The 26,387-nt window shown below is 46.6% G+C and carries 20 protein-coding genes; all 20 read left to right on the plus strand.

What is annotated here, in order from left to right; all coding sequences use genetic code 11:
• Positions 1 to 65: 65 nt before the first annotated feature.
• The 20 genes from QF041_RS29975 (at position 66) to QF041_RS30070 (ending at position 26,129) form a co-directional block, all read left to right on the plus strand.
• Positions 66 to 1,763, plus strand: a complete 1,698-nt coding sequence (locus tag QF041_RS29975) for a peptide ABC transporter substrate-binding protein (RefSeq protein WP_307416730.1) — start codon at positions 66 to 68, stop codon at positions 1,761 to 1,763.
• 189 nt (positions 1,764 to 1,952) lie between these two features.
• Positions 1,953 to 2,885 (plus strand): ABC transporter permease, encoded by a 933-nt coding sequence (locus QF041_RS29980; protein WP_076211567.1) that lies wholly within the window; start codon positions 1,953 to 1,955, stop codon positions 2,883 to 2,885.
• Between the two features lie 47 nt (positions 2,886 to 2,932).
• Entirely contained in the window at positions 2,933 to 3,814 is an 882-nt protein-coding gene (locus QF041_RS29985; protein ID WP_371129057.1) for an ABC transporter permease, read from the plus strand.
• Positions 3,815 to 3,831: 17 nt separating this feature from the next.
• Positions 3,832 to 5,601, plus strand: coding sequence for an ABC transporter ATP-binding protein (locus tag QF041_RS29990; RefSeq protein WP_307416732.1), 1,770 nt, complete (start codon positions 3,832 to 3,834; stop codon positions 5,599 to 5,601).
• Between the two features lie 157 nt (positions 5,602 to 5,758).
• Positions 5,759 to 7,390 (plus strand): bacillithiol biosynthesis cysteine-adding enzyme BshC, encoded by a 1,632-nt coding sequence (gene bshC / locus QF041_RS29995; RefSeq protein WP_307416733.1) that lies wholly within the window; start codon positions 5,759 to 5,761, stop codon positions 7,388 to 7,390.
• Positions 7,391 to 7,434: 44 nt separating this feature from the next.
• Positions 7,435 to 8,700, plus strand: coding sequence for an adenosylhomocysteinase (locus tag QF041_RS30000; protein WP_307416734.1), 1,266 nt, complete (start codon positions 7,435 to 7,437; stop codon positions 8,698 to 8,700).
• A gap of 273 nt (positions 8,701 to 8,973) precedes the next feature.
• Entirely contained in the window at positions 8,974 to 9,411 is a 438-nt protein-coding gene (mraZ, locus tag QF041_RS30005) for a division/cell wall cluster transcriptional repressor MraZ (RefSeq protein ID WP_307417088.1), read from the plus strand.
• 18 nt (positions 9,412 to 9,429) lie between these two features.
• Positions 9,430 to 10,380 carry a 16S rRNA (cytosine(1402)-N(4))-methyltransferase RsmH gene (gene rsmH, locus QF041_RS30010; RefSeq protein ID WP_036614882.1) on the plus strand — a complete coding sequence of 317 codons (951 nt, stop codon included), beginning with the start codon at positions 9,430 to 9,432 and terminating at the stop codon, positions 10,378 to 10,380.
• Positions 10,381 to 10,407: 27 nt separating this feature from the next.
• Positions 10,408 to 10,836 (plus strand): hypothetical protein, encoded by a 429-nt coding sequence (locus QF041_RS30015; RefSeq protein ID WP_036614881.1) that lies wholly within the window; start codon positions 10,408 to 10,410, stop codon positions 10,834 to 10,836.
• A gap of 12 nt (positions 10,837 to 10,848) precedes the next feature.
• The gene (locus QF041_RS30020; RefSeq protein ID WP_307416735.1) at positions 10,849 to 13,191 is read left to right on the plus strand and encodes a penicillin-binding transpeptidase domain-containing protein; all 2,343 of its coding nucleotides are present in this window, start codon (positions 10,849 to 10,851) and stop codon (positions 13,189 to 13,191) included.
• Between the two features lie 94 nt (positions 13,192 to 13,285).
• A complete protein-coding gene (locus tag QF041_RS30025) occupies positions 13,286 to 15,238 on the plus strand; it encodes a stage V sporulation protein D (protein ID WP_076211545.1) in 1,953 nt (650 codons plus the stop codon).
• 140 nt (positions 15,239 to 15,378) lie between these two features.
• Positions 15,379 to 16,866 carry a UDP-N-acetylmuramoyl-L-alanyl-D-glutamate--2,6-diaminopimelate ligase gene (locus tag QF041_RS30030; RefSeq protein WP_307416736.1) on the plus strand — a complete coding sequence of 496 codons (1,488 nt, stop codon included), beginning with the start codon at positions 15,379 to 15,381 and terminating at the stop codon, positions 16,864 to 16,866.
• The gene (locus tag QF041_RS30035) at positions 16,866 to 18,278 is read left to right on the plus strand and encodes a UDP-N-acetylmuramoyl-tripeptide--D-alanyl-D-alanine ligase (protein WP_307417089.1); all 1,413 of its coding nucleotides are present in this window, start codon (positions 16,866 to 16,868) and stop codon (positions 18,276 to 18,278) included. The genes QF041_RS30030 and QF041_RS30035 overlap by 1 nt, the downstream gene beginning before the upstream one ends.
• A gap of 12 nt (positions 18,279 to 18,290) precedes the next feature.
• Positions 18,291 to 19,259 (plus strand): phospho-N-acetylmuramoyl-pentapeptide-transferase, encoded by a 969-nt coding sequence (gene mraY / locus QF041_RS30040; RefSeq protein ID WP_047843751.1) that lies wholly within the window; start codon positions 18,291 to 18,293, stop codon positions 19,257 to 19,259.
• A 3-nt stretch (positions 19,260 to 19,262) separates the two neighbouring features.
• Entirely contained in the window at positions 19,263 to 20,684 is a 1,422-nt protein-coding gene (murD, locus tag QF041_RS30045; protein WP_307416737.1) for a UDP-N-acetylmuramoyl-L-alanine--D-glutamate ligase, read from the plus strand.
• 48 nt (positions 20,685 to 20,732) lie between these two features.
• A complete protein-coding gene (gene spoVE / locus QF041_RS30050) occupies positions 20,733 to 21,830 on the plus strand; it encodes a stage V sporulation protein E (protein ID WP_062835457.1) in 1,098 nt (365 codons plus the stop codon).
• A gap of 7 nt (positions 21,831 to 21,837) precedes the next feature.
• Positions 21,838 to 22,947, plus strand: coding sequence for an undecaprenyldiphospho-muramoylpentapeptide beta-N-acetylglucosaminyltransferase (gene murG / locus QF041_RS30055; protein ID WP_307416738.1), 1,110 nt, complete (start codon positions 21,838 to 21,840; stop codon positions 22,945 to 22,947).
• Positions 22,948 to 23,096: 149 nt separating this feature from the next.
• The gene (murB, locus tag QF041_RS30060) at positions 23,097 to 24,002 is read left to right on the plus strand and encodes a UDP-N-acetylmuramate dehydrogenase (RefSeq protein ID WP_307416739.1); all 906 of its coding nucleotides are present in this window, start codon (positions 23,097 to 23,099) and stop codon (positions 24,000 to 24,002) included.
• A gap of 17 nt (positions 24,003 to 24,019) precedes the next feature.
• Positions 24,020 to 25,303: a UDP-N-acetylglucosamine 1-carboxyvinyltransferase gene (gene murA / locus QF041_RS30065; RefSeq protein ID WP_036614867.1), complete on the plus strand. Its 1,284-nt coding sequence runs from the start codon at positions 24,020 to 24,022 to the stop codon at positions 25,301 to 25,303.
• 58 nt (positions 25,304 to 25,361) lie between these two features.
• Positions 25,362 to 26,129, plus strand: coding sequence for a cell division protein FtsQ/DivIB (locus QF041_RS30070; RefSeq protein ID WP_307416740.1), 768 nt, complete (start codon positions 25,362 to 25,364; stop codon positions 26,127 to 26,129).
• Positions 26,130 to 26,387 lie beyond the last annotated feature (258 nt).

Genomic DNA, 26,387 nt, shown 5'->3' on the forward strand with positions numbered 1-26,387 from the left:
TTTTGACCGGTGGTTGTATAATCTATAAACATATAAACCATATCAATTTAGGGGGAACGTGTTAGATGAAAAGGAAAAGTCTATTAGTCCTTTTGACGCTGATTTTGGCGTTCGGTACCGTACTTGCAGCGTGCGGATCGAAAAACGAAGGCACAGGTAACACCGATACTGGTTCTGCAAGCGAAGGAAATGGTCTTGCTAAAGATCAAATTCTGAAAATCAACCTGTCAGCTGAACCTCCTACGTTGGACCCGGCTCAAGCAAAAGACAGCCAAACCAACACAGTTCTGAAATTCTTGTACGAAGGTCTTGTACGCATCGATGCTGATGGTAAAGAACAAGCGGGCGTAGCTAAAGACTGGAAAATTTCCGAAGATGGTTTGAAATATGTTTTCAACCTGAACCCGGATGCTAAATGGAGCAACGGTGATGCAATCACTGCCGAAGACTTTGTTCGTTCTTGGGAACGTGCTTTGAAACCGGAAACAGCTTCTCCATATGCATACCAATTGTACTATATTAAAGGCGCTGAAGGTTACAACCTCAGCAAAGATGAAACATACAAAGGTACTAAAGTCACAGATTTCTCACAAGTAGGCGTTAAAGCTACTGATGAACACACATTGGAAGTAACGTTGGAAAACCCAACACCTTACTTCTTGGGTCTGACAGCATTCTACACGTACTACCCAGTACATGCATCTGCTGACACCAATGACAAATTCTTCACAGACTACAAAAACATGATCGTTAACGGACCATTTGTAATGGATCAATACTCTAAAGGTCAAAAAATTGTTGTGAAGAAAAACGATGGTTACCATGCAGCTGCCGATATTAAATTGGCTCAAATCGATATGTCTCTGACGAACAGCAGTGCTTCCGAACTGCAAGCTTACAAATCAGGACAATTGGACTACACTGGTGCACCTAACGGTGAAATTCCATCCGACCAAATTCCTTCTGTAAAAGCGGAATTGCCGGACGAGTTCAAAGCTACTGGTATTGCAAGTACGTACTACTACCAGTTCAACGTAAACGAAGCACCATTTAACAACGTTAAAATCCGTAAAGCATTTGCAATGGCAATTCAGCGTCAGCTGATTGTTGACAAAGTTACACAAGGTGGACAAATTCCAGCATTCGGCTTTGTACCTCCAGGTATCCGTGGTGAAAACGGCGAATTCCGTGATGAGCACAAAGACGATTACTTCACAGAAAATGTGGAAGAAGCTAAAGCATTGCTTGCTGAAGGTATGAAAGAAGAAGGTTACACAACATTGCCAGCTGTTACGTTGATCTACAACACTAGTGATGGTCACGCGAAAATCGCTTTGGCGGTTGCTGACATGTGGAAACAAAATCTTGGTGTTGATGTGAAAACAGAAAACCAAGAGTGGGGCGTATTCCTTGAGAACCGTCAAAACCAAAACTTCCAAGTAGCTCGTGCAGGTTGGTCTGCTGACTACAACGATCCATACAACTTCTTGGAAATGTGGACTACTGGAAACACAAACAATGATTCCAAATTCAGCAACGAACAGTATGACAAAGATGTTAAAGAAACTGTAAAATCTGCTGATCCAGCTACACGTATGGCTGCATTTGCAGACGCTGAGAAAATCCTGATTCAAGATGAAATGGGCGTTATGCCAATCTATTATTACACTAACGTATCTTTGACTAAGCCTTACCTGAAAGGTGTACAACTTGATTTCAGTGGAGCTATTGACTACACTCGTGCATATCTGGAAGAGAAATAAGTTGTTCTGAAGTCTAATATGAATACTTCGGGATATATATGTGGAATTCCATATATATCCCGATTTTTTGTATGTGCACCGATTTTCCTTATAATTCTTGAAATTTCCGATAAATGGATTGGACTTTATTTCTGTCTAATTCTACAATCGATTTGTATACAAAATATTGTTTGTGGAGGTGTGCAAGGGTTGGTTAAGTATGTGTTGAAAAAACTATTATTTATGCTGCTATCGCTTTTCATACTCGCATCTGCAACCTTCTTCCTGATGAAGGCTATTCCGGGTGACCCTTTTACATCCGAGAAAAAAGTATCGCCTGAAATTCGGGTTTTGCTGGAACAGAAGTATGGATTGGACAAACCGATGTATGAACAATACCTGAAGTATATGGGTGGAATCCTTAAGGGAGATTTCGGAGTCTCAATGAAATATCTCAATCGAGATGTAGCCGGAATGATCGGCGAAACATTCACTGCTTCGCTGAAGCTTGGAGTGTTTGCAATTGTTATCTCCATTATCGTGGGTGTTTTGCTGGGGCTTATTGCTGCAGTTTACCATCGTAAACTCATTGATGATATCACGATGATCCTCGCTGTCATAGGTATAGCTGTTCCGAGCTTCTTGCTTGCGTCACTATTGCAGTATCTCTTTGCTACTAAATTAGGCTGGTTTAACGTTATGGGCTTTGATGGTCCATTGGATTACGTTCTTCCGGTTGCGGCGCTATCTGCATCTCCGATTGCTTTTATCGCTCGTTTGACGCGTTCGAGCATGCTTGAAGTCTTACATGCAGATTATATCAAAACAGCTAAAGCCAAAGGTCTGAAATGGCCTGCAATTATGTTTAAACACGTTGTAAGAAACGGTATTCTACCGGTAGTAACTTATGTTGGTCCAATGACAGCGAATATCATCACAGGTTCCGTTGTAATTGAACAGATCTTTAACATCGGGGGAATTGGTAAAGTATTCGTAGAGAGTATCACAAACCGTGATTACACTATGATCATGGGGATTACAATTTTCTATGGTATCCTCCTGATGTTGGCTCGTTTCTTTACGGATATCGCTTACGTGCTGATTGATCCTAGAATTAAGCTGGAAAGCCGGAAGGGGGCATAACGTTGTCTGGCACGAATAATAAAAAGAATGAAACGGCGAACACGAACCTGACTAGTCAGGCAGCGGTTAAACCGCAAGAAAGTGTATCCCTTTTTAAAGATGCCATGTACAGACTTGCAACCAATAAGGCTGCTATGATAAGTCTGGGTGTATTGGTTCTTGTCGTGATTTTCTCTTTGATTGGTCCAACTTCTTTGTTTACAAGTTATAATTATTATTCCAATGATTTGTTGAATGCCAATGCAGCGCCGAGTGCGGAGCACTGGTTCGGTACGGACGAGCTTGGTCGTGACGTGTGGGTAAGAACTTGGGTAGGAGCACGTGTATCCCTTACTGTAGGTCTGGCCGCAGCCTTGATTGACCTTGTTATCGGGGTTATTTATGGAGCGATCATGGGTTTCTACGGTGGACGTGTAGATGGAATTATGAACAAGTTTTCCGAAATCCTCTACTCCTTGCCGTACATGCTTGTTGTAATTTTGTTGCTGGTTGTACTGGAACCAAGTCTGACAACGATTATCATTGCCCTCACCATCACAGGCTGGATCAGCATGTCATGGATTGTGCGTGGTGAGATTATGCAACTCAAAAACAGAGACTTTATTCTTGCTGCAAGGTCCATGGGAGCAAGCACAGGGCGTCAATTGTTCCGTCATTTGCTGCCCAATGCAATAGGACCGATTCTTGTAACATTGACATTGTCTATTCCAAATGCAATCTTTGCCGAAGCGTTCCTGAGCTTCCTTGGATTGGGTGTATCTGCACCAAGATCTTCACTTGGTTCTATGATCAATGATGCACTTACTGGCTGGACGCTATTCCCGTGGCGGATGTGGTTCCCAGCAGGTCTGATGGTTCTTACAATGCTTGCATTTAACTTGCTCGGAGACGGTCTGCGTGACGCACTCGATCCGAAATTACGTAAATAGAAATAGGGGGTGGGATTATGGAGCCGATTTTAACAGTCAAAGACCTGAGTGTGTCGTTCTCAACACGTTCTGGTGAATTTGATGCCGTTAAACATGTGAGTTTTGAACTTGGCAAAGGAGAGACGCTGGGGATCGTAGGTGAATCGGGTAGTGGTAAGAGTGTTACCGCCCAAACCATCATGAAATTGATTCCCTCCCCGCCTTCGAAGGTCAAAAGCGGAGAAATTACTTTTCACGGGCAAGACCTGCTGAATAAGACAGACAAACAAATGGAAGCGATTCGTGGTAAAGATATCGGTATGATCTTCCAAGATCCAATGACTTCATTGAATCCTACCATTAAAATTGGTAAACAAATTACTGAAGTATTGCGCAAGCATCAGAACATGTCCAAACAAGCGGCGAATAAAGCGGCTTTGGAGATGCTGGAACTTGTAGGTATTAAAAATGCGGCTATTCGCATGAATCATTATCCTCACCAATTCTCTGGTGGTATGCGTCAGCGTGCAATGATTGCGATCGCGCTTGCATGTCGTCCATCCCTTCTGATTGCGGATGAGCCGACAACTGCACTTGACGTTACAATTCAGGCTCAAATTCTGGATGTCATGAAAGACATGCAGCAAAAGCTGGGAACATCGATCATGCTGATTACGCATGACCTTGGTGTCGTAGCGGGTATGTGTGACCGTGTTGTTGTTATGAAGGAAGGCGAAGTTGTTGAAACAGGAACAACTGCTGAAATCTTTAGTAACCCTCAACATCCATACACCATTAAATTGCTGAATGCTTTGCCTCGTCTGGACGAGCCCAAAAAGGAAAAACCAGCTCCGGCTGGTATTATCAAAGGCAGCAATAAGCCTCTGGTACAAGTGAAAAACTTGAAACAGTACTTTAATTTGGGTAAAGGTAACATTCTCAAAGCGGTCAATGATGTAAGCTTTGATATCTTTGAAGGTGAAACACTTGGCGTTGTAGGCGAGTCCGGCTGTGGTAAATCCACAACAGGTCGTACTATTCTGCGTCTTTACGAGCCAACGGGTGGAAATGTTAACTTTAACGGAACGGATATCTACAAGTTGTCCCCGCGCAAAATGAAAGAAATGCGTAAAGATATGCAGATGATCTTCCAAGATCCGTATGCATCCCTTAACCCGCGTTTCAACGTAATGGATATTATCGGGGAGTCCCTGGATATTCATGGCCTGGCTTCCAGCTCTAAAGAGCGTAAGAGACGAGTGGAGGAGCTGCTTGATCTGGTAGGTTTGAACCCAAGTCATGCACTGCGTTATCCACATGAATTCTCCGGTGGTCAAAGACAACGGATCGGGATTGCGCGTGCGCTTGCTGTAGACCCTAAATTCATCATCTGTGATGAGCCATTGTCTGCACTGGATGTATCCATTCAGGCGCAGGTCGTTAAATTGCTTGAAGAACTTCAGCAACGTCTCGGCTTGACATACCTGTTTATTGCGCATGACTTGTCGATGGTTAAACATATCAGTGACCGTGTAGCTGTAATGTACATGGGTAAAGTGGTTGAGCTCGCAGAAAGTGAAGAACTGTATGCGAACCCTGTTCACCCTTACACCAAAACATTGCTTTCAGCGATCCCTGTACCTGATCCGGAAGTGGAAGCGAACAAGCGTCGCATCTTGCTGCCGGATGAGCATATGAGCCCGATTCAGAATGGATCTGGCGGTCCTGCTAATGACCCGTACAACCTGGAAAATGCTCAATTGATTGAGGTTTCCAAAGGTCACTGGGTTGCAGAACCTTACGTATAATAGAATTTCTAAAGTGATATGCTATTATTGATGTATTAATTGCCGCCGACTTGTTCGGCGGTTTTTTTGTTTTTTTAATTACTTTCTTTTGACGAAGCGACCCTGAATTCGGTACAATCAAGAAAGGCTCTTTGAAGCAGAATAGGAGGCAGACCTCATGAACGGTATTACCGAGGCACTCCGCAGTGGATCTAAACTTGCAGAAGATTATATCTGTTCAAGAGATGCTGCGCGTGGCCTTTACGAGTATGACATTCGCTGGGAATCAGGACTTCAGGCGCGTGCCGAGTGGTTGGACCAATCGGAAAACACACGTATTGATCGTCGTGATCTGGCAGAGTATTTACGTATATATAATAAACGGGTGAACGACCATGGGGAGGTTCATGCGTCCATCACACGTTTGGCAGAACAAGGTGCATTGGTGGTTACAGGAGGACAGCAAAGTGGTTTGCTCACCGGACCACTGTTTGTCATATACAAAGCCGCCAGCGTAGTGGCAGCTGCGCGTGAAGCCGAAGAGAGGCTTCAACGCCCGGTAGTTCCAGTGTTCTGGATCGCGGGTGAAGACCATGACTGGGATGAAGTTAACCATACGTATCTGCCTGATCACCAGGGAGACATGAAGAAAGTTAAGTTACAAGGACGATTCGCAGGAAGGGATTCTGTGAGTAATGTTCAAGTGGATACGGAACAATGGATGAATGTAATCGAACAGGTGGAACATCTGTTACCTGATACGATACATAAACCAGGATTGATGAAATGCATCACAGAGATCCATCAATCCAGTTCGAATCTAAGTGATGCCTTTGCCCGCATGATATCTGCTTTGTTTGCCAGCAGTGGACTTGTTCTAATGGATGCATCAGATCCAGACTTGCGCAGATTGGAACAGCCTGTTTTTGAACGGCTGATCCGTAGTAATGAAGTGTTGCGTAACGCTTATATGCAAGGATCTTCGTTGGTAGAACAAGCTGGTTATGCTATGCCTGCCGAAGTGGCGGAGGATGGAGCCAATCTGTTCTATATCCATGAAGGCGCGCGGTTGCTTTTGACGTTGAAGGATGGCTTGTATACTGACCGTAAAGGTCTGGTTTCTTTCACAGAGGAGCGTCTGCTCCAGGAGCTGGAGGAACATCCTGAGCGCTTTAGTAACAACGTATTAACCCGGCCATTGATGCAGGATTCCGTTTTGCCTGTAGCCGCTGTTATTTTGGGGCAAGGTGAAATTGCATATTGGGGTTTGACTCGGGAAGCATTCCGTCAGTTTGGACTGCAAATGCCCATTTTGTTGCCGCGGTTATCTTTCACCATTATGGAAGATATTCATCACAAACATATGAAACAATATGGACTTTCTTTTCAGGATGTTCAATATCATATGGAAGAAAAGAAGGAGCAGTGGCTCGCACAGCAGGAGACGTTCCAGGTAGATGAACAGTTTGACAAGGTTCAGGAGGCGTTTCTTGATCTGTATGGACCGTTGCTAGATGAGATCGCGGAGATTCATCCTGGGCTGGAACGAATTGGCGATACCAATTTGAGTAAAATCAACGAGCAAATGCAGTATCTGAAGCAACAGACTCACAAAGCTATCGAAGATAAACATAATGTGAGTCTAAGGCACTGGAACGGCATTCAGAACTCCTTATTCCCAACGGGCAAACCACAGGAACGAGTACATAATGCACTCTTTTACCTGAATCGTTATGGCACCGAGTGGATCGATGAACTGATTAAGGCCTCAAGTGAATTCCTTGGAGAGCACAAGGTTATTGCACTATAGAGTCCTTTATAATAGAAGAAACAGATAAACGAGGAGGATATGAAATGACTACACCTGCATTGCAAAACAGTATTGTTAAAGATATGGGACTCGCTTCAGAGGGTCACCTGAAAATTGATTGGGTAGAAGCCCATATGCCGGTACTGAACCGCATTCGTCGCCAGTTCGAACAGGATCTGCCCTTCAAAGGTTTGAAGGTTGCGATTTGTCTTCATCTGGAAGCGAAAACAGCTTACTTGGCAAAAGTGATCCAAGCTGGTGGTGCAGAAGTAACAATTACGCATAGCAATCCATTGTCTACACAAGATGATGTTTGCGCAGCATTGGTGGAAGACGGGGTTACGGTGTATGCGAAGTACAATCCGGAGCCTGCGGAATTCAAATCACTGCAACTGCGTGCGCTTGAGGTGAAGCCTGATCTCATTATTGATGATGGTGGAGACTTTGCAACCATTATTGCATCCGAGCGCCCTGACCTCGCAGCAACAATTCGCGGAGGAGCAGAAGAAACGACAACGGGTATTATTCGTTTGAAAGCATTGGCGAAAGAAGGCCAATTGAAGTTTCCGATGGTTGCGGTTAATGACGCATACTGCAAGTATCTGTTTGACAATCGCTACGGTACTGGACAATCTGCATTCGACGGGATTATTCGTACAACCAACCTGGTTATCGCTGGTAAAAACGTAGTGGTAGCAGGTTATGGCTGGTGTGGTAAAGGTGTAGCGATGCGCGCCAAAGGTCTTGGTGCGAATGTGATCGTAACCGAAATCGATCCAATCAAAGCGGTAGAAGCACACATGGACGGGTTCCGGGTCATGACGATGGTGGAAGCCGCCAAATTGGGCGATTTCTTTATCGCAGTTACAGGCAATAAGGATGTTATCACAGGTGAGCATTACGATGTGATGAAGGATGGAGCGATCCTGAGTAATGCGGGTCACTTTGATGTTGAAGTGAATAAACCTGAACTGGCTAAACGTTCGGAATCGATTCGCACAGTTCGTCGCAACATTGAGGAATATCGTTTCAAAGATGGTCGTAAAATGTATCTTCTTGCAGAAGGTCGTCTTGTGAACCTGGGTGCAGCAGATGGTCACCCTGCCGAAATCATGGATACGACGTTTGCCCTGCAGGCACTTGGTCTGCGTTATGTAAGTGAGAATTATGAAGACTTGGGTAAAAACGTTGTTAATGTACCTTATGATATTGACCAGCAGGTTGCCAGCTATAAACTTGAAAGCCTGAATATTGGCATCGACTCCTTGTCAGCTGAGCAAGAGAAATACCTGGATAGCTGGAAATTTTAAGCAATATCCAATAATTACAAGCTGATGAAATGGTTCAATAGGTATAGAATGGTTTATTGATGATATGGCTCATGTGCGGGTAGACATACGATTGCCCGTTTAAGGGAAGCGTCTTTGATCCTGAGTGACAGGATCAAGGACGTTTTTTTATGCTGTAAAATTAAAAAATCAAGTCATGCAAGAAGGGTTTTGATTTTTTTGTGCGAATCTATTATGCTTAGGTGGTGGAAAGTGGGGCAAAGTGGGAGAAACGGGTGAGGAGTGAGTGGGCCAATGTTTATGGGGGAGTTCCAACATAGCATTGATGATAAGGGTCGGATTATCATTCCGGCTAAATTCCGCGAATCTCTGGGACCGTCTTTCGTTGTCACACGGGGTTTGGACCAGTGTCTTTTCGTGTACCCCATGGAGGAGTGGGGGGTCATGGAACAGAAGCTCAAAGCACTGCCATTGATGAAATCTGATGCACGTGCGTTTACCCGGTTTTTTTTCTCGGGTGCAACCGAATGTGAACTGGACAAACAGGGCAGGGTAAATCTGCCGGGCAATTTAAGAGAGTATGCCAAGCTGGACAAGGATTGTGTTGTTCTTGGCGTGTCGAACCGGGTGGAGATTTGGAGCAAAGGCATATGGGAGAGTTATTTCAATCAATCCGAAGAAGCATTCAACGACATTGCCGAAAAGCTGGTCGATTTTAATTTTGATTTATAAAGTCAGGAGGGGTGCAGGTTGTTTCACCACATAACCGTACTCAAAGAAGAGGCAACAGAGGGATTAAACATCAAGCAGGACGGTATATACGTGGACTGCACTTTAGGCGGTGGCGGACATAGCTCCGTGATTGCTTCCAAGCTCGGTCCAGGGGGACGTCTGATCGCACTTGATCAGGATGATTGGGCTTTGGATAATGCTCGCGAGAAGCTCGCAGCTTATGGAGAACGTGTAACATTGGTGAAAACCAATTTTCGGGATCTGGAACAGGTACTCAAGGATCTGGATGTACCAATGAAGGATGGTGCACCACAGGTCGACGGTATTTTGTACGACTTGGGTGTGTCATCCCCGCAATTTGATGAAGGAGAACGTGGATTCAGCTACAATCACGATGCTCCGCTCGATATGCGAATGGACCAGGATGCAATGCTGACGGCCAAAGAGATTGTGAATGAGTGGCCAGAAGAAGAGATTGCTCGAATTTTGTATCGCTATGGTGAAGAGAAATTTTCGAGGAGAATTGCCCGTGTTATCGTCGGAAAACGAGCGCAGTCTACCATTGAGACAACAGGTGAACTCGTGGAACTGATCAAGGAAGGCATCCCGGCGGCAGCTCGCCGTACTGGTGGACATCCTGCCAAACGCAGCTTCCAGGCATTACGCATTGCCGTCAACGATGAGTTGGGTGCGTTTGAAGAAGGCTTGCATCAGGCTGTTCGTTGTCTGGCACCAGGAGGACGTGTATCTGTTATTACCTTCCACTCCCTTGAGGATCGGATATGTAAACAGATTTTCAGCAGTTATCTGGAAAAATGTACATGTCCACCCGATTTTCCGTTGTGTGTATGCGGCGGCAAGGGGACCCTGCGTTTAGTTAACAGAAAACCGTTGATTCCAACGGAAACGGAATTGACCGAAAATTCACGTGCTCGTTCAGCCAAGCTGCGCGTAGCCGAGAAATTGTAGATCAAGAGTGGAGGAGAGAATCGGAGTATGGCATATACACGTGGTAATCTCGCTGTAAAAGAAAAAGCGTCCCAGGAACGTGTGACCCAGCAACGATACAAAGAAACCACCAAAGTGGTGACCCGTCGTACGGGTCTTCCGGCACGCGAGAAGATTTTGTATCTGATTACCCTGGTTGCAGTTATCCTTGTTGGAGGAGCCTTGATGTCTCGTTATGCTCATATCTATGATCTGAACAAGCAGGCGCAGTCCACTATTTCGGATATCAAGGTGTATGAAAAGACGATTGCAGACCTGCAGGTGGAAAAAGAAACATTGAACAACCAGGTCATCGAAAATGCAAAACAACTTGGTTACGTTGAAGCTTCCGGTAAGGATGTCATTTATGTACCTCGCTCAACAAGTACGAAATCAACTGGTACTGAATCGTCCTCAAATACAGCAAGCAGTAAGTAAAGAGGTGTTCCGATGATAAAAAGAATAAAGATGCGCACGTTGCTTATAGGGGGATGTATTACCCTCTTTTTTCTTGTACTCGTAACCCGAATCTTTTTCATTCAAGTTGTGAATGGCGGTGTATGGCAGGAACGGGCAGCCGGTTTGGTAGAGCGGGAACAGACGATTAAGGCTGCACGTGGAACGATTACGGATCGAAATGGAAATATTTTGGCTACTGATGCCCCTGCGTATACGGTTTCTGTTAATCCGTTATTAATTAATGAACTCGGAATTCAGGATGTTGTTACGGAGAAACTCTCTACCCTTCTTGGGAAAAATGAGAGTGAGATGCGCGCTCTGGTCACAGCGAAGAAAAAAGATGGTGAGTTTTTTCAGCAGCGTGAAGTACGCAGTGAAGGATATAAAATAAGTCCTGAACTTGCGGCACAAGTCAACGAGTTGCGTGAAGAACTGCATGATGAATATAAGGCGCGTAATGCAATTGTGATGGCTCAGGAGTCGAAGCGTTTTTACCCTGAAGAAACACTTGCTTCTCACCTCTTGGGATATATGAGCCGTGATGGGAAAGCTGTCAATGGACTTGAAGTCTCATATGATGAAGCACTGACAGGTACAGATGGATATCTGAATTATCAGAAGGATGCCAAAGGCATTAAACTTCCGGATTCACAGGATAACTATCTGCCACCTCAGAACGGTAAGAACCTTACGCTGACCATCGATGATACGATCCAGTTCTACATTGAGGATGCAATGAAAGAAGCCGTTGCCAAGTATAATCCATTGAGCATGACGGTCATTGCTGCGGACCCAAACACCATGGAAATTCTGGGGATGGCGAACTGGCCAACCTTTAACCCGAATACGTATGGAAGTACACCTGATCAAAAGAATTTTATCAACCATGCTACTCAATCCATCTATGAGCCAGGTAGTACATTCAAAATAGTTACGCTAGCAGGGGCTGTTGAAGAAAAACTCTTTGATCCCAATGCAAGTTTTGAATCCAAACGCATGTATATCGGTGGTTTCCCGATTAGTGATAATGGTCATGCCTATGGTTGGATCTCGTATCTAGAAGGTGTTAAACGGTCAAGTAACATTGCTTTTGTTAACTTGGGTTACAACATGCTTGGCGGTGAACGTCTGCGTCATTACATAGACGAATTCGGTTTCGGCAAAAAGACGGGTATTGATCTGCCAAATGAGGCAGCGTCCCCGATCAAGCCACTGGTTTACAAATCCGAGATTGCCACGGCAGCCTATGGGCATGGTCTTGTACAGGTAACACCAATTCAACAGGTCGCAGCCATCTCTGCGATTGCCAACGGCGGCAAATTGCTGGAGCCGCATCTGGTGAAGGAGATCAAGAACCCGAATGATGGAACAACGGAAGTCATCAAACCCAAAGTTGTCCGTCAGGTGATTTCCAAGGAATCTTCCAAACTGGTGAGTGGTTATCTGGAACAAGTGGTTGCAGATCAGACGATTGGTACCGGTCGTAACGCCTATATTGAAGGTTACCGTGTAGCTGGTAAGACAGGTACGGCAAGAAAGGTTGTTAACGGAGCATACAGCAAGTCGAAAGACGTTGTATCGTTTATTGGATTCGCGCCCGTGAATAATCCGAAGATTGCTATACTTGTTGTCATTGACCAACCGGATGGAACCAACATTGGGGGAGGAACTGCAGCTGCCCCAGTGTTCAAAAAGATTGTCAGCCAGACTCTTCAATACATGGGAATACCCAAAGATACAGCCAAAACTCCTGACAAAAAGTCAAAAGAAGTCTCTGTCGTGCAAGCCAAGGCGCCTGACTTGAGTGGCAAGACAGCCAAACAAGCCAGAAGCCAGCTTCTAAGCGCAGGTATTGCTTATGTTACTCTTGGTCAAGGTGATAATGTAATTCGGCAGTATCCGGTTGCTGGCGCCTCTATGAATCCAGGCCAACGAATCTATCTGCTAACGGAAGAAAGCAGCAAGATGAAGATTCCCGATCTAACAGGTGAATCTCTGCGTGATGCCCTTGAAGTACTTTCTCTCATGAAGGTGGGGGTTACGGTCAAGGGTGAGGGCTATGTCGTGAAGCAAACCGAGCAGGTCGCAGGTGAGCAGAGAACTGTACAGTTGAACTTGCAAACTGCCAAAGCTGCAGTGACAGGTATAGCCGATGAGGCTCCGATCTCTTCTGATCCGTCGTCAGAAGCTGAAGTGAAGGAACAAGAGCCTTCGGGCGGAGAAGCTAAAACCGACGAAACAGACGGAACAGAAGAAACAGATAACAACAAAGCTCCTGCCAATGAATCCGAATCCTCTGACGATCCAGCAACAAACGGAGCTTCGCTTCCTTAGGGAGCTATGACAGCTTGTTCTAACCCCCGGTTGTCCTGAATATTCATGAATGGAACGAATGTCATGATTTTGGGACGAGTGGGGGGATCTTTTCGTGAAGGGATCAAGCGTAAATCTGCGGCGCAGGTTGCTATGGAGTTTAATGATTTTAGTTTTGTTATTTTCGGCCCTGATGATCAGGCTTGCTTATGTACAGCTCGGGGAAGGCCCTGAATTGTCAGCAAAAGCAGAAGAATCCTGGCGGCGTAATATTCCTTACTCAGCCAAGCGGGGGGAGATCCTGGATCGAAATGGAACCTCTCTGGCCTATAATGTGACAACACCAACCATTATGGCTATTCCGGCTCAGGTTAAAGAAGCTGAAACGACAGCTAAAGCGCTGGCCCCATTGCTTGGGATGACGGAAGAAAAAGTGCTCGCAACCATCAAGAAACGAGAACTCATTGTACGACTACAACCCGGCGGCCGCAAAATTACGATGGAGAAAGCTCAGCGCATCCGTGATTTGAAGCTTCCGGGTATCGTTGTTGCTGAGGACAATAAACGTTTTTATCCTTATGATGATTTGGCTGCCCATATTCTTGGTTTTACGGGCATTGATAATCAGGGCTTAACGGGTGTTGAGAAGAAATATGATGATAAGCTGAATGGTTTGAATGGCAGTGTGTCCTACTTGTCCGATGCGGCCGGAAGGCTAATGCCGGGCTCATCCGAGAAGTATGTGGAACCGAAGGACGGCCTTAACCTCAAGCTGACCATTGATAAATCCATTCAGTCCATCATGGAGAGAGAACTGGATCAGGCCATGGTGAAGTTCCAGGCGAACTCAGCATTGGCCATAGCGATGAATCCCAAAACGGGTGAAATCTTGGGGATGTCCAGCAGGCCGGGATACGAACCTGCCGATTATCAGCAATATCCAGCGGAGATATACAATCGCAATTTACCGATCTGGATGACCTACGAGCCGGGCTCCACATTTAAGATCATTACTTTGGCGGCAGCGCTTGAAGAGAAAAAGGTCAATCTGCAACAGGATCAATTTTTTGATCCCGGATATGTTGAGGTGGGTGGAGCCCGTCTGCGTTGCTGGAAAAAGGGCGGCCACGGAAGTCAGACCTTCTTACAAGTTGTGGAGAACTCATGTAACCCGGGCTTTGTGGCTTTGGGGCAGAGGCTGGGCAAAGAATCGCTCTTCTCCTATATTAAAGACTTTGGTTTCGGTACCAAGACAGGGATCGACCTCAGCGGAGAAGCCAGTGGAATTCTGTTCAAACTGTCCAGAGTGGGACCTGTCGAGCTTGCAACAACGGCTTTTGGTCAAGGTGTATCCGTAACGCCCATTCAGCAAGTAGCAGCTGTGTCAGCGGCCATCAATGGGGGGAAACTTTACAAGCCTTATGTTACGAAAGCGTGGGTCCATCCGGTCACAGGGGAAGTCATGGAAGAAGCCAAGCCGGAACTGGTTCGTCAGGTGATCTCGGAGAATACATCCAAACAAGTACGTGAAGCACTCGAGAGTGTTGTTGCAAAAGGTACCGGGCGTCCAGCATTCATTGATGGATACCGGGTCGGTGGCAAAACAGGTACAGCCCAGAAGGTTATCAACGGACGTTATTCCTCGACCGAGCATATCGTATCCTTTATCGGATTTGCACCAGCAGATGATCCACAGATTGTGGTCTATACCGCAGTTGATAATCCCAAAGGAATTCAGTTCGGAGGTGTGGTTGCCGCCCCGATTGTGCAGAACATCCTTGAAGATGCTTTGCATTATATGAATGTCCCTGTTCGGAAGGATCAGGTCGCCAAAGAATACAAGTATGGTGAAACCAAAATCGTGACAGTCCCAGACCTGACAGGAGCTACTGTTGAAGATCTGTACGAAGACCTGAACATGAATTTTATGCTGGCGAAGTCTGGCAGTGGTAAATACGTGATTAATCAGGCACCCAAACCTGGGGCGAGGGTAGATCAGGGATCAACCATCCGCATTTATATGGGGGATGTACTGAATGATGCACATGATCACACAAAGGATGAATAACAGGACTTAGGGGTAGTTTGAGGCTTCTAGCGCAACAAAATTCATCCATGTGCGTTTCATTATTGGGTTGTATTGACGATATTAATAAATACAGACATATGTTAAAACAGAAGTATAATTGGAAAAGTGAGGTTATTCATGTGCTTTTAAAACAATTTGCATCGATGCTGACCACCGCCCGCCTCGTGGGCGAATCAAATACAGAATGTCAAAACCTTCAGACAGATTCCCGGCAGGTAAAACCGGGTGATCTGTTTATCTGTCTTCCGGGACATACGGTAGATGGTCATGATTATGCAGAAAAAGCTGTAAATGCCGGTGCAGTTGCATTGGTGGTTGAACGGCAGCTGGACCTGCCTGTACCACAATTGCTGGTGAAGGACAGCCGATTTGCGATGGCTGTTCTGGCAGATTTCTTTTTTGACTCGCCAAGCCAAAAAATGAATATGATTGGTGTAACGGGAACGAACGGAAAAACAACGACCACCTATTTGATTGAAAAAATCATGAGTGATTACGGACGCAAGACGGGATTAATCGGTACTATTCAAATGCGGTATGACGGTCGCACCTACCCGATGTCAGGAACAACACCAGAGGCGCTTGATCTGCAGCGTAGTCTGCATGATATGGTTCAGAAGGGTACGGAATGCTGTGTTATGGAAGTTTCTTCTCACGCATTGGAACAAGGGCGAGTAAAGGGAACAAATTTCCGTACTGCCGTATTCACTAACCTGACGCAGGATCATTTGGACTACCACCATTCCATGGAGGAATATCGCGGGGCCAAAGGATTGTTCTTTGCACGTCTGGGTAACGGTTATACGGAAGATGTCTCACAGCGTAAATTCGCTGTCATCAATGCAGATGATCCGGCTGCGGCTTATTTCATCTCTGTGACTGCGGCTGAAGTGATTACATATGGCATGGGTGAAAAGGCGGATGTACGCGCATCCCAAATCTCAATCACGTCTCAGGGAACTTCTTTCCACGTGGATACATTTGCAGGCAGTACGGATATTCGCTTGCGTATGGTAGGCAAATTCAATGTGTACAATGCAATGGCAGCCATCTCTGCAGCGCTGGTGGAGGGTATTCCGCTGGAAGAGATCAAGTGCAGTCTGGAGACGGTTCCGGGCGTGGATGGACGTGTTGAAGGAGTGGACGAAGGGCAGCCATTTGCTGTTATTGTCGATTATGCCCATACACCGGATGGACTGGAGAATGTGCTGCGGACGGTGAAAGAATTTGCCGAAGGACGTGTAATTTGCGTGTTTGGCTGTGGTGGTGACAGGGACCGTACCAAACGCCCTCTCATGGGGAAAATTGCTGCGAATTATAGTGATTTTGTACTGGTTACTTCCGATAATCCACGGACAGAAGATCCGGATCTGATTCTCAAAGACATTGAACAGGGCCTGATTGAAGAATCCGTTCCTGCTGAACGTTATACGATGATTGTGGATCGACGCCAGGCGATTCATGAAGCTATTGAAATGGCAAGCCCAGCCGATGTAGTATTGATTGCGGGCAAGGGTCACGAGACCTATCAGATTATCGGCACAACCAAAACCGATTTTGATGACCGAATCATAGCCAAAGAAGCGATAAGGGGCAAATCCAATTGATAAAAAGAACATTGGCACAATTGGCCGAGATGTGTGGAGGAACATTAAGTGACGTTGCCGCTCATGGCAATGTAATGGTCGAAGGGGTGTTTACCGATTCGCGTAAACCTCTGGAAGGCAGTTTATTTATTCCGCTAGTGGGTGAAAGGTTTGACGGACACGAATTTGTGCAAGCCTGTCTGGAAAAGGGGGCTGCAGGCGCGATCTGGCAAAAGGATCATGGTATTCCGCCACAAGGAGCTGTCATTGTTGTTGACGACACACTTGTCGCACTGCAAGCACTCGCATCTGCTTATCTAACGGAGAATAAAGCGGCTGTAGTCGGCATTACAGGCAGCAACGGCAAGACAACAACAAAGGACATCGTTGATGCCATTCTCTCAACGACGTTCAAAGTGCATAAGACGCAAGGAAACTTCAATAATCACATTGGTTTACCACTGACTGTACTAAGCATGGACCCGAATACCGAGATTATCATTTTGGAGATGGGTATGAGTGGTCGCGGGGAGATTAACGATTTGTCGGTTATTGCGCAGCCTGATGTAGCAATCATTACGAATATTGGTGAATCTCATCTGCTTCAGCTGGGGTCCAGATTGGAGATTGCCAGAGCCAAAGCCGAGATTGCCGCGGGATTGAAGCCTGGCGGGTTACTGATCTACAACGGAGACGAGCCTTTAATTGCGCAAGTTCTTGAAGAACCCGCAACGAAACAACCCGATGGATTGCAGCGGTTTACATTTGGTCTGCAAACCGATAATGATGACTATCCTACCGGACTCATGAATGCGCAGAACAGGGTTGTTTTCACCACCAAACAGTATGGAGATCATGCATTTACGCTCCCTCTGCTGGGAACGCATAATGTCGTTAACTGTCTGGCTGCCCTCGCTGTAGCCCGTCATTTCAAAGTGACGACGGAGCAGATTGCCGCGGGATTGTCTCGCTTGAAACTGACAGGCATGCGTATTGAGGTTACTCAAGGCGTTAGTGGTCTAACCCTGCTAAATGATGCATACAATGCAAGTCCAACCTCCATGAAGGCCGCAATTGATGTACTAGAAGGTCTGAAAGGATACCGCATGAAAGTGGCTGTGCTTGGTGATATGCTTGAACTCGGTCCTCAGGAGCAGGATTTGCATCTTGGAATTGGTGAGTATATTACATCTGCCAAAATGGACATGGTGCTCGTATATGGCCCGCTATCAGCACATATTGCTGAAGGAGCAAGAAAGCATATGCCGGCAGAGGCTGTGCATGCTTTTATAGATAAAGAAGAAATGACCCGTTATCTACTGGAGAAACTACATCCCAGAGACGTTGTCTTGTTCAAAGCCTCAAGAGGCATGAAGCTGGAGGACGTGGTCGAAGCACTACAAATAGCACCATTACAGAATCGAGTAGACTAGAGGGGTGAACCCATGGATTTTCAGGTATTACTGTTAACAATCGGTGTTTCATTTATTCTGGCGGTGATTGCCGCACCGCTCCTGATTCCGCTGTTACGTCGAATGAAATTCGGACAGCAAGTTAGGGAAGATGGGCCTCAGAGCCATTTGAAAAAAAGCGGAACACCTACAATGGGTGGAGTCGTCATTTTAGTTGCGTTCACATTGGCCTTTTTGAAATTTTCAGCAGTCAAGAATACAGACTTTTATGTCTTGCTCGTGGCTACGCTGGGATTCGGGCTGATTGGCTTCCTGGATGATTACATCAAAATTGTGTTCAAACGTTCATTGGGACTGACGGCCAGACAAAAAATGCTGGGCCAATTGTTCTTCAGTGCAGTGATGTGTTTCTTGCTGATCCAGAATGGACACAGCACAGCCATCTCTATTCCGGGCACGTCATTCTCGTTTGACTGGACCGGATGGTTCTATTATCCATTTGTCGTATTCATGATGCTTGCCATTACCAATGCGGTTAACTTTACCGACGGTCTGGATGGTTTGCTGTCAGGGGTAAGTGCAATTGCCTTTGGCGCGTTTGCCATTGTGGCGATGCAAGCCACGTCGATGCCGGCAGCAGTGTGTGCAGCAGCGATGATCGGAGCTGTACTCGGTTTTCTGGTATACAATGCACATCCGGCTAAAGTGTTTATGGGAGACACCGGTTCTCTGGGTATTGGCGGTGCGATTGGTGCGGTAGCGATTGTAACCAAGACAGAGCTTCTATTTGTCATCATTGGCGGTATTTTTGTTATCGAGATCCTGTCTGTCATCATTCAAGTGGTATCTTTCAAGACTCGTGGCAAGCGTGTATTTAAAATGAGCCCCATTCACCATCACTTTGAATTAAGTGGTTGGTCAGAATGGCGGGTTGTTATTACCTTTTGGGCGGTAGGCGCAATTTTGGCCGCTCTTGGACTTTATCTCAACAAGGGGTTGTAAATCATGAACCATCCTGAATCATATCGCGGACAACAAGTAGTTGTGCTCGGATTGGCCAAAAGCGGCGTACAGGTCGCCAAAGTGCTGGATCGCGCCGGAGCGAAGGTTACAGTAAATGATAAAAAAGAGAGAGAGCAATGTCCCGAAGCTTCCGAATTGGAGGCTTTGGGAATTTCTGTTGTATGCGGAGGACATCCGGATGATCTGATTCACAGTGGTGTGAAGCTGGTCGTTAAAAACCCGGGTATCCCATACCATGCAGCTCCTGTGCAGCAAGCTATGGCATTGGGCATTGAAGTGGTGACCGAAGTAGAGGTAGCTTATCATCTATGTGCTGCACCCATGATCGGGATTACGGGTTCCAACGGAAAAACAACAACGACCACTTGGGTGGGTAAAATGTTGGAGCATGCCGGCCTCAAGCCGATCGTTGCCGGTAATATCGGAACACCTCTCTGTGAAGCGGCAGAGCAAGCTTCTCCAGATAACTGGATGGTTGTTGAACTTAGCAGTTTCCAGCTCAAAGGAACGGTTGATTTCCGTCCTCGGATTGCCAGCTTGCTTAACGTTGCAGAGACGCATCTGGATTATCACGGGAACATGGATGATTATGTGGCTTCCAAAGCAAAACTGTTCGCCAATCAGCAGCCTGACGACGTAGCCATTCTAAATTGGGATGATGCGGTATGTCGTGGTCTGGTTCCTTACATCAAAGGCAGATTGATCCCCTTCTCAGTGACAGAGAAATTGGATACAGGTGTGTATGCAGATCCCCCTTATGTGGATGGAGAAGAGGATGATGTGAAGCGTCAGGTAATCTACGCGGATGAAAACGGAGATCACCACATCATTATCGACGTTGAGGACATTGGCCTTCCTGGGCGATTTAATGTGGAAAATGCACTGGCTGCTGTGGCGATTGCTGTAGCGGCAGGAGCTGATCCTGCGGTGCTGGCTGCTCCGCTTGCAGACTTCAAGGGAGTTGAACACCGACTTGAATATGTCCTGGAGCATAACGGCTCTGCATACTACAACAACTCCAAAGCGACCAATTCGAAAGCTACGGTTATGGCCCTGAATTCGTTCAAGGAACCGGTTGTATTAATTGCTGGAGGGTTGGACCGCGGGTCAGACATGATGGAGTTGTTACCCTTGTTCCAGGAACGGGTAAAAGCTGTCGTTGCAATTGGAGAGACACGGACAAAAATTGCCAAGGTCGCGGAACTTGCCGGATTAAAGCAAATTAAGGTCGTCGATAATGAGGAGGACGCTGCCCGGACGTTAACCGTTGCTGTGCAGGAAGCATCGAAGCTTGCCAGTGCCGGTGATGTCGTTTTGTTATCCCCGGCATGTGCAAGTTGGGACATGTTTGCTTCCTATGAAGAGCGGGGACGCATTTTTAAAGAGGCGGCGCATAACTTGTAAGTAGGGGGGTGGAAAAGCCCCTACTTCCATGCAAGGGGTGGCCTCCTGATGAAACAGACGCGACCGGCACCAGATATTTGGTTGCTGATTTGTATTTTGGCATTGCTTGCCATCGGCATTATTATGGTATATAGTGCGGGCTCGGTGCTTGCCTTTCATGACTATGGCGATTCATTTTATTTTGTAAAAAGACAGGCCCTGTTTGCGGTGCTTGGGCTTGTGGCCATGTTCGTAACTGCTAACGTAGACTACCGGGTGTGGAGGAAATATGCCAAGCCTATATTGATTGCCTGTTTTATCATGCTTATTGCGGTGCTCATTCCTGGAATCGGTGTGGTTCGCGGTGGTGCACGAAGTTGGCTGGGCATTGGTTCGTTCGGTATTCAGCCCTCAGAATTCATGAAGCTGGGCATGATTCTGTTTCTCGCTCACTGGCTGAGCAAGGAACCGGGTAAAATCAAAACCTTCACAACGGGGCTTCTGCCACCGCTGGGATTGATCGGTTTGGCTTTTGGGATTATTATGCTGCAACCTGATTTGGGGACTGGCACCGTGATGATGGGCGCATCGATGCTTATTATTTTCACAGCCGGAGCGCGAATGAAACATCTGAGCTTGCTTGCTCTTGGCGGCGTAGCGGGGTTTGCAGCTTTGATTGCAGCAGCACCCTATCGGTTGCAGCGTATCACAGCGTTTTTGGACCCGTGGTCCGATCCGCTGGGTGCCGGATATCAGATCATTCAATCCTTATACGCGATTGGTCCTGGTGGACTGGCGGGATTGGGACTGGGTATGAGTCGGCAGAAGTACAGTTATGTACCTGAACCTCAAACGGACTTTATTTTTAGTATTTTAGCCGAAGAACTCGGCTTTATAGGTGGAATGATTGTATTATTGTTGTTTCTGGTGCTGGTGTGGAGAGGGATGCGTGTAGCCATGACCGTTCCGGATGCCTTTGGCAGTCTGCTTGGTGTTGGTATCGTAGGAATGGTCGCCGTACAAGTCATTATTAACATTGGTGTTGTCATTGGCATGATGCCTGTTACGGGCATTACATTGCCTCTGATCAGTTACGGCGGATCATCATTGACCCTCATGCTTACAGCACTGGGCATTTTAGTGAATTTATCCCGTTATGCGAGGTGACTATGCGATGCGAGTCGTTCTAAGCGGTGGCGGTACGGGTGGACATATCTATCCGGCCGTTGCCATAGCAAGACAATGCGAGGCGGAGAACCCGGACTCGACATTTCTATACATCGGAGGAACCAGAGGGCTGGAAAGCAAGCTGGTTCCCCAAGAAAATATTCCTTTTAAATCCATTGATATTACAGGCTTTCGACGGAAATTGTCCATCGACAACCTGAAAACGGTCATGCGTTTCATTCAAGGTGTACGCAAGTCCAAAAAAATGCTGAAGGAATTCAAACCGGATGTTGTCATTGGTACAGGTGGATATGTGTGTGGACCTGTGGTATATGCAGCAACAAAACTGGGAATTCCGAGTATAATTCATGAACAGAACGCCATTCCTGGTCTGACGAACAAATTTTTGATGCGTTATGTGGACACGGTTGCCGTAAGCTTTGAAGGTTCTGAAAAATCGTTTTCCGGCGCAAAAAAGGTGATCTACACCGGTAATCCACGAGCGACTACGGTAGCCCAGGCTAGCCGTGATCGTGGTTTTGCCACGTTAGGTGTACCGATGAACAGCCGTGTTGTTCTTGTGGTTGGTGGCAGTCGCGGGGCAAAAGCAATCAATCAGGCCATGGTGGACATGGCTCCATTGCTGGAACAACTGGACGATGTACATGTCGTTTACGTGACAGGGGATACCTATTTTGATGAAACGCGTGAAGCCATTCGCAGCTCATTGGGTACGATGCCAAACCACCTGCATGTCCTGCCTTACGTGCATAATATGCCTGAGGTGCTTGCCTGCACATCCTTGATTGTAAACCGTGCAGGTGCATCATTCCTTGCGGAGATTACATCACTGGGTATTCCTTCGATCCTGATTCCGTCACCTAACGTGACTAATAATCATCAGGAAGCCAATGCACGCACGCTTGAAGGTGGAGGCGCATCACTCACGATGCTGGAGAAGGATCTTACAGGCAAAGCCCTGTATGAAGCCATCGCCAAGATTATGAATGATGAATCGGGACGCAAACGAATGGCTGAAGCCTCCCGGAAACTGGGGAAACCCGATGCAGCTGAAGTGCTTGTTCATGAAATTCAGCGTCTTGCTGCACGCCGATAAAGTGTGATTGTGGGCGATTGTCACACACAAGACGGGGCTGACATAAGATACCGTATAAATCGTGACCATCGTTCCATGGCGCCAGAACACGGTCTGTAACAACAGAACATACCGTGCTCATCGGTTTTGAAGCAAAGGAGGAAGCAAACATGCTTCAGTGGATATCGTTACTATCCCAGAATAATGTTGGCAGAGTTCTTGAAAACGAATCGCTAGCCAAATACACCACATGGAAGATCGGCGGTCCTGCGGATGCACTGGTCATTCCGGAGAATAAAGAGCAGATGATGAATCTCGTTCAATTGCTTCTCACCTATCAGATTCCGTGGATGCAACTTGGACGGGGCTCAAACATGCTGGTGTCAGACAAAGGAATACGTGGTGTTGTGGTGAAACCAGGCGAGGGCTTTGATTATGCCGAATTTCACGAAGGCGGTGTAACCGCCGGAGCGGCGCATTCTTTTGTTAAACTCAGTGTGGTTGCTGCCAAAAAGGAATGGACCGGTCTGGAATTCGGCAGCGGTATCCCCGGCACTGTCGGTGGAGCTGTGTACATGAATGCAGGCGCGCATGGATCGGATGTGTCACGGATATTCAAATTCGCTGAGATTGTACTGGAGACAGGGGAATTGGTACGTTACAGCAAGGAGGACATGGATTTTGCCTACCGCCACTCTGTTCTGCATGATCGGAGAGGCGTCGTGCTGGAAGCTACATTTGAACTCCAGCATGGAGAGCGCAACGTCATTTCGGAAACTATGGCGGCTTACAAAGATCGCCGGCGCCGCACACAGCCACTGCAGATGGCATGTGCAGGTAGTGTATTCCGAAATCCACCGGGTGATCATGCAGCCCGCCTGATTGAAGCAGCAGGGCTGAAAGGAATGACCCAGGGAGGCGCACAGGTATCCACCATGCATGCCAATTTCATTGTTAATACAGGCCAAGCAACAGCAGAGGACGTTATCACCCTAATGCAGCAGATACAGAGCACTATATCATCTCAAAACGGTATTAACCTGGTACCGGAAGTCTTCGTAGTGGGTGAGCGGTAAACCCCGGAGGTGATACATTGGACAAATTGGTGATTGAAGGCGGGAAACCCCTCTCAGGATCCATACGCATCCATGGAGCAAAAAATGCCGCTTTACCGATTATGGCCGCAAGTTTGTTGGCAGATGGAGAAGTTACACTGCATAACGTTCCACACTTGCTGGACATTGAAGTGATGCTGTATATCCTGGAACGGCTTGGATGCACGTGTCGGCATGAACAGGGAACAGTGACGATTAATACCTCGTCTATCCGGTCATATGATGTGCCAGAAGATCTAATGAAGCAGATGCGCTCTTCCATTTTTTTGATGGGACCATTGCTGGCTAAGTTTGGGCAAGTGTCAGTGTATCAGCCAGGAGGCTGTGCCATTGGAGAACGCAAAATTGATCTTCACCTCCGGGGCCTGGAAGCGCTCGGAGCTTTGATTGAAGAGCAGGACCAACAGATCATCTGTCATGGGCACAATCTGGTGGGTACAGATATTCATTTGGATTTCCCGAGTGTGGGAGCGACCGAGAATATCATGATGGCAGCCGTTATGGCTAAAGGGACAACAACCATTTGCAACGCGGCAAGAGAACCTGAAATACAAGACCTGCAACACTTTTTGAATGCTATGGGTGCAAGCATTATTGGTGCAGGAACGGATACAATCACGATCAATGGCGTTGAGAAACTGAAGCCTTGTTCCTATGAGATTATACCGGATCGAATCGTTGCTGGAACCGTAATGATTGCAGCAGCAGCAACACGAGGCAATGTTACGCTTACACACTGCAATCCTGCTCATCTTACTTCACTTATACATGTATTGAAGCGCACTGGTGTTCAAATCACAGTCTGCAATGATATAATGACGGTGAGCTGTATGAGCCGTCCCAAATCAGTAGACCGTATTGTGACTTCTCCGTATCCTTCGTTTCCGACAGATTTGCAATCGCAAATCATGGTGCTGCTCAGTTTGGCAGACGGATTCAGCGTAATGAAGGAAACGGTATTCGAGGGCCGGTTCAAACATGTGGATGAACTGAATGTGATGGGGGCTGATATTTCAGTCGATCTGAACGCAGCATTTATCCGTGGTGTTCCCCGTCTGTACGGGGCTACAGTAGAAGCAACCGATCTTCGTGCAGGTGCAGCTCTAGTAATTGCTGGTCTGGCTGCTCAAGGCAAAACGGTTGTGGAGCAAGTGCATCATATTGACCGGGGCTACGATCAGATCGAGAAGTTATTCCAAAGTCTTGGAGCATCGGTTGAGCGACAGTCGCCCGTTTCGAAACAGTTGGATTTTGCCAATTAACGTCCTTGGCGTCCCCTTCTTGAAGGGAGGGGACCTGAGGCTTTGTGGAGCGCTACTTATGCCTAAAAGTCAAATTCCGGTTCTGAAGAAGAATCGACCAAAAGGAAACACAAGCCGCAAAATTGTAATTATTCTCTTATTATTATTTATTGTATTGCTCGCTGTATTATTCTTTCGTTCTTCCATGAGTCGGATTTCGGCAATTGAAATTACGGGTAATGTATATACAGCAACTTCAGAACTGCTGGAGAAAAGCGGGCTGAAAGAAGGCGAACAATTTTTTGGGACAAGTACTGCCGAGGTTATTGAGCGTCTCAAGACCATCAAGGCCATTTCCACCGTTACCGTGGACAAAAAGTTTCCAGGTATTATCCATATCAAGGTTCAGGAATATGCCACGGTTGCTTATGAGCTTGGTTCTGACGGTACGCTAAAAGCGATATTAGCCAGTGGGACAAGCTTGACGGTTCCGGCAACAATTGGTGTTGCTGTGGAGAAGCCCATATTGACCCAATGGAAGGCTGATGATCCACTCAAAGCCAAACTGAGCCAGACACTGGCTAAAATTCCGAATGAATTAACGACGGATATTTCGGAAATTATTCCGAATCCAACGCCTTCATTTCCGGATCAGATTCGGATGTATACCAAATCGCAGTTTGAAGTGATTACAACCGTCTCTCTTTTATCGGATAAAGTGGAGTATCTGAATCAGGTGATTGAGACCGAACGGCCTGGGAAAATCACCATGCTTGAGGCAGATACTTATGTCCCTTTCATCCCGGATGACCCGGAAGATGATGCTGAACTAGGAGCAACCCCCTGATCTTTGCCATGATGAGGCTGGACTGAATATGAAAGCCTAGGCAGGTCGGGGGTTGGCCCCGTCAGAGCAATGAAACTTGTTCTTTCTGAGATGAAGAAAAAATGATACACTTGAACTTATGGCACATGAGTTGCCTCCTTCTTTTTTCTTCAATGTTTTATGTCTGGCAACCAGATTTTGACACCCAAAAACATTGTAGAAAAAAGAGGGAAAGCCTGAAGTGTGTTGAATATGTTTTAAGAGTGTTTAAATTCGAAC

Origin of the sequence: Paenibacillus sp. W2I17 (assembly GCF_030815985.1) — a bacterium.
Lineage (GTDB): Bacteria > Bacillota > Bacilli > Paenibacillales > Paenibacillaceae > Paenibacillus.

Bases quoted from the DNA above. Each gene is read 5' to 3' on its own strand.
- mraZ (WP_307417088.1), top strand. From the start codon at position 8,974: ATGTTTATGGGGGAGTTCCAACATAGCATTGATGATAAGGGTCGGATT.
- murB (WP_307416739.1), top strand. From the start codon at position 23,097: ATGCTTCAGTGGATATCGTTACTATCCCAGAATAATGTTGGCAGAGTT.
- QF041_RS30070 (WP_307416740.1), top strand. From the start codon at position 25,362: ATGCCTAAAAGTCAAATTCCGGTTCTGAAGAAGAATCGACCAAAAGGA.
- bshC (WP_307416733.1), top strand. From the start codon at position 5,759: ATGAACGGTATTACCGAGGCACTCCGCAGTGGATCTAAACTTGCAGAA.
- murG (WP_307416738.1), top strand. From the start codon at position 21,838: ATGCGAGTCGTTCTAAGCGGTGGCGGTACGGGTGGACATATCTATCCG.
- QF041_RS30000 (WP_307416734.1), top strand. From the start codon at position 7,435: ATGACTACACCTGCATTGCAAAACAGTATTGTTAAAGATATGGGACTC.
- mraY (WP_047843751.1), top strand. From the start codon at position 18,291: ATGGATTTTCAGGTATTACTGTTAACAATCGGTGTTTCATTTATTCTG.
- QF041_RS30020 (WP_307416735.1), top strand. From the start codon at position 10,849: ATGATAAAAAGAATAAAGATGCGCACGTTGCTTATAGGGGGATGTATT.
- spoVE (WP_062835457.1), top strand. From the start codon at position 20,733: ATGAAACAGACGCGACCGGCACCAGATATTTGGTTGCTGATTTGTATT.
- QF041_RS29975 (WP_307416730.1), top strand. From the start codon at position 66: ATGAAAAGGAAAAGTCTATTAGTCCTTTTGACGCTGATTTTGGCGTTC.
- QF041_RS29990 (WP_307416732.1), top strand. From the start codon at position 3,832: ATGGAGCCGATTTTAACAGTCAAAGACCTGAGTGTGTCGTTCTCAACA.
- QF041_RS30015 (WP_036614881.1), top strand. From the start codon at position 10,408: ATGGCATATACACGTGGTAATCTCGCTGTAAAAGAAAAAGCGTCCCAG.
- murD (WP_307416737.1), top strand. From the start codon at position 19,263: ATGAACCATCCTGAATCATATCGCGGACAACAAGTAGTTGTGCTCGGA.